Below are 6,927 nucleotides of genomic sequence, written 5' to 3'. Positions count from 1 at the left end.
TGAGTGAACCTCGGTTAATCAAAGACTTGTTGTATTGAGGCCAGTTGGTGATGGGGTGAAGCGATGTGCCCATGATGCAGACTTGAAGAGGATGGTGGTGATCAGATCACCAAGTCCTCAGTTAGTTCCATTCAAGCTGTATCGATTTGGGAAACAACGCCTTAGACTACTACAAAACAGTGTTTACTTGGCTTGCACTCAACCAACTCACACACAGTGGCAGTTACACTGAAAAGTTCCTGCCCTTCCGTTCTAAGAACAGAATATTGAAAAGGCCCTGATAACTCAGAGTCTTTTTTTATGCACTCAGGCTGAACCTCTCAGCCCGAAAGGGATATAACGCTTTTTGGTTGCCTCCCCTACAGTGATGGATACTCTCCACAGGAGCGCTTTGTGAAAAGTGCAATGAAACTGCTCACCCCTTTATTGCTCATGCTGACCAGCATGCTGTCCGGCCAGTTGCAGGCAAAGCCACTCAAGGTCGGGGTCAGCTTTGCCATCCCCCCTTATGTCATCGAAGGCGAGAATCGCGGCATTGAGCTGGATCTGCTGAAAGAGGCGTTCGCTGGCAGCGGCTATGAGCCCAGCTTTGAATTTCTGCCGCTGGAGCGTACCTTCCGCCTGTTCGAGTCAGGAAAGCTGGATGCCATCATCAACGTCAGACCCGGTATGGTTGATCCTCACGTTCTGACCCAGCCCGTTATCACCTTCCATAACCGGATCTTCACCCTGCGCAGCACCCACATCAGTACTCTGGACGACCTGCATTCAAAACGGGTCACCGCCTTTCAACGGGCAAGGATCATTCTGGGGGGCGCGTTCGCCACCATGGCCAACCAGAATCCCCACTATGAGGAGGTAGCCAAGCAGCAGGTGCAGGTACATCAGCTGATGCGCGGCAGGGTCGATGCAGTCGTACTGGAGGAGCGGGTGTTCTACTACTACCTCGACCAGCTGATTGCCACCGCCCAGGCAGGCGAGCACTACGAGCGCAATCAGGTCAGGCAAGCAGACCTCTTCCCGCCCACCGTCTATCACTTTGCCTTCCGAACGGCCGATGCCCGCAATCTGTTTGATAAGCGCCTTGAGGCGATGCGTCAGGATGGTCGTTATCACCAGATTTTCGCGGCTTACGGCGCCACGCCGTGAGCCACAAACATAAAAGCCAGCCGGTAAGGGCTGGCTTTGTACTGGCTCCGAAGGAACAGCAGTAGGGGAGCGTTACTTCATTGCGCTGCCGTTTTTCAGTTCTGCTTTCTGACGTTTGGCTTCGCGTTTCTCTTTCAGTGACATCTGCGGTTTTTTCTTGGCATCTTTGCCGTTGTGATGTTCTTTGTTACTCATCATCAAACTCCAAAAATGTTACCCAGACAGTTGGTTCCTCATGGGAGCCAGCATGCCATCCGAATCATCAACTTCAGTACGCTTGGTGGGATGGTGCAAGACCATCACCAGACCCAGCATACCCTCCAGCGGCATCCGGATCCAGCCTCATTCTCGTCCAAAAGATGTCGCGCGCAGCCCCTTGAGCGGGGAGGCCAAACGACCTCGACAGGAAAGACCAAAAAAGAGTGATTCGCATTATTAAATGTTGCCACGCTTATATTAAGCCATCGTTACCTGGATATTTTCACGGATAAATATAAATCCCTCTCATTATTTATTGCCACGCAAGAGGTCACCATTTTAATAAGCATTCGCAATATCATCGGAAACATCAGATTACAACACCGAATAGGTTATTTCCGGTCAGCCGGATATAATGCGCGCCGCACCGAAATATCCGTTTTTATTCAGGAAGCTGTACATGAACAGAAAAACCAGAGCCGCCATGGTGTCGGTCTGCTCCAATATCAGTCTGATCATCATGAAAATGGTGGCTGGGTTCGCCAGTGGTTCGGTCAGTATCATCTCGGAGGCGATCCACTCCGCCATGGATCTGGTGGCGGCCCTGATTGCCCTGTTCGCGGTGAAAAAGTCCGATCTCCCGCCCGATGAACGGCACCCCTATGGTCACGACAAGATTGAAAATGTCTCCGGCGTCATCGAAGCACTGCTTATCTTGCTGGCCGCGGGCTGGATCATCTTCGAAGCCGTCGACAAACTGCTCACCCCCAGCCCGATTGAAAGCATTGGCTGGGGCGTGCTGGTGATGGTGATCTCGGCGCTGGTCAACAGCGGCGTCTCAGCCTACCTCTACAAGGTGGCCCGAGAGGAGGAGTCGGTCGCCCTGGCGGCCGATGCGCTCCATCTCAAGGCGGATGTGCTCACTTCAGCCGGGGTAGCAGTCGGTCTCGGCGGGATCTGGCTGGCCGGTCTGTTCGGCCATTCACTCGCCATCCTCGACCCGCTGGTGGCCATTGCGGTCGCCATCTTTATTGTCAGAGAGGCGATCAGCATGCTCAACGAGGCCTTTCAGCCGCTGATCGACCAGAGTATGAGCCCGGAAGAGCTGGCGATGACCAGCCGCATCATCACCGAATGCTGCCCTGCTGCCAGCAGTTTTCACGATCTGCGCAGCCGTCGTGCCGGTCGTCGTCGCCATATCGACTTCCACCTCACCCTGCCCCCGGAGATGAGCATCGGCGAAGCCCACGATATCTGTGATCGCATCGAACACGCCATCATGGAACAACTGCCCCACGCCATCGTGCTTATCCACGTCGAGCCGGAGGAACAAGAGCTGCCCTCGCCGCTCGCCATAAACTGAAATGTGGCAAACAGGCGGGAAAGTGGCCGCGAAATAACGGAAAGTTGGCACAAACCCGCATTTTTACTGCCGGAAAGCCGATTGCATAAGAAGTGATCGGCACAACTGTGTTAGGGTGTCTAACCACCCTGCCGCAGGAGCGCGCCGTGAAAAAGCTGGAAATGAAAGATCTGACCGAGGCCGAAAAAGCCGAGATAGCCTTGTTATTGCAAAAGGCACAAGCCAATGCAGACCACCAGCTGACCAACGGAGAGCGGAACAAGATCCGCGAAGAGGGTCGCCTGAAAATTGTGGCCGACCGCGCCGAAGCGGCCAAGGCAGCCTCCAAGCTGGCTCGCGAGAAAGCCAAAGAGCGCGCCAAGAACCAGGTACTGCCGGAAACCTTCAGCTGGATTGATTCGGTCAGCAACAAGTTTCGCAGCAAGCGCTGATCCCCTCTTGCAAAACGCCCGCTGTCACTTGTACCTGCGGGCGTTTGCATGTCTGGGCGATGCTCGATGGGCCAGATTTGGCGCCGCCATTGATTTGCAGCCCAGAAGCTAATCGCAGCAGCAAAGAAGTGATTTACATTGTGAGTTAGAGAGAACGCCAACTGGACAATCCCTATCTATCGCCAGCTTTTCATTTTTTCTCATATTTTTTGCCAGAACTGGCTACATAGTCAGGACAAAAAAGCCGAATCTGACTTGCCACAGGGTGATATGAGTCTGCACTGATTTTTCTATGCCGTTGAAATGCATCATGTTTACTATAAAAAATGATATTTTTGGCTGTTACAAAACATTAATATCGAGATAAAGTTTGCTTTAAAAATGAGAGCGTGTTTTAATCTTTCTCGATGGTTCGGCAGTTCAGACCTGATTATGTTAGGCAGTCATTTTAGTAAAGCAGTGATTAGCATAAGCGTTATCCTCGGATAATTCTTATCAAATAATTCTCCTTCTTTAGTGCTCCCCATACGTATTGCTGACGAAAAATCAAAAATTGCCATTTAGGTGGCATTCAACACTATTTAAGGAAATTATTATGTCTAACAAAATGACTGGTACCGTTAAGTTCTTCAACGCTGAGAAAGGTTTTGGTTTCATCTCCCCGGCTGACGGCAGCAAAGACGTGTTCGTACACTTCTCCGCTATCCAGTCCACCAGCTTCAAAACCCTGGACGAAGGTCAGCGCGTTGAGTTCACCATCGAGCAAGGCCAGAAAGGCCCGGCTGCTGCCAACGTAGTTGGTCTGTAATTCAAGCCGGAGCATGCTGCTGGATGGCTCATGCCAACTGCTGACAGCTCTGCAAGAATTTTAAAAAAACCCGCTTAGGCGGGTTTTTTGTTTTTCCCCGCTTTTTCCTCACAGATCTCCCCTCGCCCGACCGCTTGATCCCTCCCTTACACGCTCTCACCGCTTGAGTCTTAGAATGAGCTCCGAATGGACTCAAAATGTAAAATAGTGACGAAAAAGTCAGGTTATCCGCTGTATTTGCCGCGAATTCTTGCTATTTTGCGCGCCACCAACGCAAACGATTTCCTTCACACTTTCAGGATTAGTTATGGCAAAGCAAGATATGGCCGCCCAAACAGGGACTGGCGGCTTTCTGGACTCTTATTTTTCCATTTCTGCGCGCGGCAGCAGCGTGCGTCAGGAGCTGGTCGCGGGGCTGACCACCTTCCTGGCGATGGTCTACAGCATCATAGTGGTGCCGAACATGCTGGGTGCTGCCGGCTTTGAGCAGGGCCCGGTGTTTGTGGCCACCTGTTTGATCGCCGCCTTCGGCTCCCTGCTGATGGGCCTGTGGGCCAAGCTGCCGATGGCTATCGGTTGCGCCATCTCCCTCACCGCCTTTACCGCCTTCAGTCTGGTGCTGGGTCAGGGGCTGAGCATTCCAGTCGCCCTGGGTGCCATCTTCCTGATGGGTGTGCTGTTTACCCTGATCAGCGTCACCGGCGTGCGCCAGTGGATCCTGGATAACCTCCCCTCCGGCATCGCTCACGGCACCGGCATCGGTATCGGTCTGTTCCTGCTGCTGATCGCCACCAACGGCGTCGGCATGGTGATCAAGAACGAAGGGGCTGGTCTGCCGGTTCAACTGGGGGAAGTGACCGCCTTCCCGGTGATCATGACGGTGCTGGGTCTGGCTGCCATCTTCGGTCTGGAGCGTCGCAAGGTGCCGGGCGGCATCCTGATGGTGATCATCGCCATCTCCATCCTCGGCCTTATCTTCGATCCGAAAGTGACCTGGCAGGGCTTCTTCGCCATGCCGAGCCTGACTGGCGAGAAGGGCTCTCTGGTAGGCAGCATGGACCTGCTGGGCGCCCTCAATCCGGTGGTCATTCCGACCGTACTGGCGCTGGTGATGACCGCAGTGTTTGACGCCACCGGCACCATCCGTGCCGTAGCCGGTCAGGCTGGCCTTATCAACGAGCGTGGCCACATCATCAGCGGCGGCAAGGCCCTGACTGCCGACTCCGTCAGCAGCATGGTGGCAGGCGCCGTTGGTGGCGCTCCGGCTGCCGTCTACATCGAATCCGCCGCAGGCACCGCCGCCGGTGGCAAAACCGGTCTGACCGCCGCGCTGGTCGGCGTGCTGTTCCTGCTGATGATCTTCCTCTCCCCGCTCAGCTATCTGGTACCGGCTTACGCCACCGCACCAGCCCTGATGTACGTCGGTCTGCTGATGCTGGGCAACGTCACCAAGCTGGACTTCAGCGACTCGGTCGATGCCCTCTCCGGCATGCTGTGCGCCGTCTTCATCGTACTGACCTGCAACATCGTGACCGGCATCATGCTGGGCTTCGTGGCGCTGGTCGTTGGCCGCATCTTCGCTGCCGAGTGGAAGAAGCTGAACGTCGGCACCGTCATCATCGCCCTGGCGCTGGTGATCTTCTATGCCGGTGGCTGGGCCATCTAACCCGTCCGCATATTCCGGTTATAGCGAAGGGCCCTGCAGGGCCCTTTTTCATGGCTGTGAGTCAGCTAACAGTTTCCCGCCCGCTTGCCCTGCGCCGTTTCAGATTGAAACACCGAATCCCCTTCTGCTGTTTCAAATCCGAACCAAACAGGCCGTCATTTTTATCCCTCTTTCTGTCGTTAGACTGGCTCCATCAACCATTTGCCCACCCGTGCGGTGGCAAGCCAAGGAGTGAGCCATGAAGAAACTGATCAATGCCGTCGATGCCGTGGTCCGTGAACAACTGATGGGGATGGCAGCCGCCCACCCCGAGCTCAAGGTACGTATCGAACCCCACTACATCACCCGCGCCGACTCCCCCGTGATGGGTAAGGTGGCGCTGGTCTCCGGCGGTGGCAGCGGCCACGAGCCGATGCACGGCGGTCTGGTGGGCAAAGGGATGCTGGATGGCGCCTGCCCCGGCGAGATTTTTACCTCTCCGACGCCGGATCAGATGTACGAGTGCGGTCAGGCCGTTGATGGTGGCGCGGGCGTGCTGTTTCTGGTGAAGAACTACACCGGTGACGTGCTCAACTTCGAGACCGCGGTCGAGCTGCTGCACGGCGACGGCGTCAAGGTGGGCTTCGCCCTGATCGATGACGACGTGGCGGTCAAAGACAGCCTCTACACCGCCGGTCGCCGTGGCGTTGCCACGACCGTGCTGTGCGAGAAGCTGGTCGGTGCCGCCGCCGAAGCGGGCTACGATCTGGCACGTTGCGAGGCGCTGGCCCGCCGCATCAACAACCAGAGCCGCACGATAGGCGTGGCCATGCATGCCTGCACCGTGCCGGCCGCTGGCAAGCCCTCCTTCACCCTGGCGGACAACGAGATGGAGTTCGGCGTCGGTATCCACGGCGAACCGGGCATCGAACGCCGCCCCTTCACCGACCTCAATACCCTGGTGGACGACATGTTCAGCGAGCTTGCTGACAACACCCCCTATGGCCGTACTCTGCGTCACTGGGACAGAGCCTCCGGCTGCTGGCAGGAAGAACACTCCTTTATCGAACCGCTCAACAAGGGCGATCGGGTCATCGCGCTGGTCAACAGCCTCGGCGGCACCCCCATCTCCGAGCTCTATGGCGTCTATGGTCGCCTCGCCACCCTGTGCGAAGAGGCGGGCATCCATCTGGTGCGCAACCTGATTGGCCCCTACTGCACCTCCCTCGACATGACCGGCATCTCCATCACATTGCTCAAGGTGGATGATGAGCTGATGACCCTGTGGGATGCCCCCGTTCACACCCCCGCCCTGCGTCGCGGCTGCTAAGGA

Annotated in this window: 7 protein-coding genes; 6 read left to right on the top strand and 1 reads right to left on the bottom strand. The window is 55.9% G+C overall.

The genetic code is table 11. The features are described 5' to 3' along the window. The first annotated feature begins 405 nt into the window (after positions 1-405). A complete protein-coding gene (locus AB5Y85_RS16380; protein WP_026034915.1) occupies positions 406-1,149 on the top strand; it encodes an ABC transporter substrate-binding protein in 744 nt (247 codons plus the stop codon). Between the two features lie 72 nt (positions 1,150-1,221). Here the strand turns inward: AB5Y85_RS16380 and AB5Y85_RS16375 are convergent, their stop codons facing one another. After that, positions 1,222-1,347 carry a hypothetical protein gene (locus AB5Y85_RS16375; RefSeq protein WP_019445191.1) on the bottom strand — a complete coding sequence of 42 codons (126 nt, stop codon included), beginning with the start codon at positions 1,345-1,347 and terminating at the stop codon, positions 1,222-1,224. A 460-nt stretch (positions 1,348-1,807) separates the two neighbouring features. Here AB5Y85_RS16375 and AB5Y85_RS16370 point away from each other — a divergent pair, with 460 nt between their 5' ends. The 5 genes from AB5Y85_RS16370 to dhaK all read left to right on the top strand — a co-directional run bounded on the left by AB5Y85_RS16370 (position 1,808) and on the right by dhaK (position 6,924). Then, the gene (locus tag AB5Y85_RS16370; RefSeq protein ID WP_368221804.1) at positions 1,808-2,710 is read left to right on the top strand and encodes a cation diffusion facilitator family transporter; all 903 of its coding nucleotides are present in this window, start codon (positions 1,808-1,810) and stop codon (positions 2,708-2,710) included. Between the two features lie 146 nt (positions 2,711-2,856). Then, entirely contained in the window at positions 2,857-3,141 is a 285-nt protein-coding gene (yjbD, locus tag AB5Y85_RS16365; RefSeq protein ID WP_005340165.1) for a DUF3811 domain-containing protein, read from the top strand. 595 nt (positions 3,142-3,736) lie between these two features. Then, positions 3,737-3,949 carry an RNA chaperone/antiterminator CspA gene (cspA, locus tag AB5Y85_RS16360; protein ID WP_005316548.1) on the top strand — a complete coding sequence of 71 codons (213 nt, stop codon included), beginning with the start codon at positions 3,737-3,739 and terminating at the stop codon, positions 3,947-3,949. A 307-nt stretch (positions 3,950-4,256) separates the two neighbouring features. Beyond that, a complete protein-coding gene (locus AB5Y85_RS16355; protein ID WP_005340164.1) occupies positions 4,257-5,615 on the top strand; it encodes an NCS2 family permease in 1,359 nt (452 codons plus the stop codon). 238 nt (positions 5,616-5,853) lie between these two features. Next, a complete protein-coding gene (gene dhaK / locus AB5Y85_RS16350) occupies positions 5,854-6,924 on the top strand; it encodes a dihydroxyacetone kinase subunit DhaK (protein WP_101531676.1) in 1,071 nt (356 codons plus the stop codon). Positions 6,925-6,927 lie beyond the last annotated feature (3 nt).

The organism is Aeromonas sp. R3-1 (assembly GCF_040908345.1).
In the GTDB taxonomy this organism is placed as follows: Bacteria; Pseudomonadota; Gammaproteobacteria; order Enterobacterales; family Aeromonadaceae; genus Aeromonas; species Aeromonas veronii.
Note: the sequence above shows the minus strand (reverse complement) of the source record. Positions and strands in the feature narration are given on the sequence as shown.

Bases quoted from the DNA above. Each gene is read 5' to 3' on its own strand.
- AB5Y85_RS16375 (WP_019445191.1), bottom strand. From the start codon at position 1,347: ATGATGAGTAACAAAGAACATCACAACGGCAAAGATGCCAAGAAAAAA.
- AB5Y85_RS16355 (WP_005340164.1), top strand. From the start codon at position 4,257: ATGGCAAAGCAAGATATGGCCGCCCAAACAGGGACTGGCGGCTTTCTG.
- cspA (WP_005316548.1), top strand. From the start codon at position 3,737: ATGTCTAACAAAATGACTGGTACCGTTAAGTTCTTCAACGCTGAGAAA.
- dhaK (WP_101531676.1), top strand. From the start codon at position 5,854: ATGAAGAAACTGATCAATGCCGTCGATGCCGTGGTCCGTGAACAACTG.
- AB5Y85_RS16370 (WP_368221804.1), top strand. From the start codon at position 1,808: ATGAACAGAAAAACCAGAGCCGCCATGGTGTCGGTCTGCTCCAATATC.
- AB5Y85_RS16380 (WP_026034915.1), top strand. From the start codon at position 406: ATGAAACTGCTCACCCCTTTATTGCTCATGCTGACCAGCATGCTGTCC.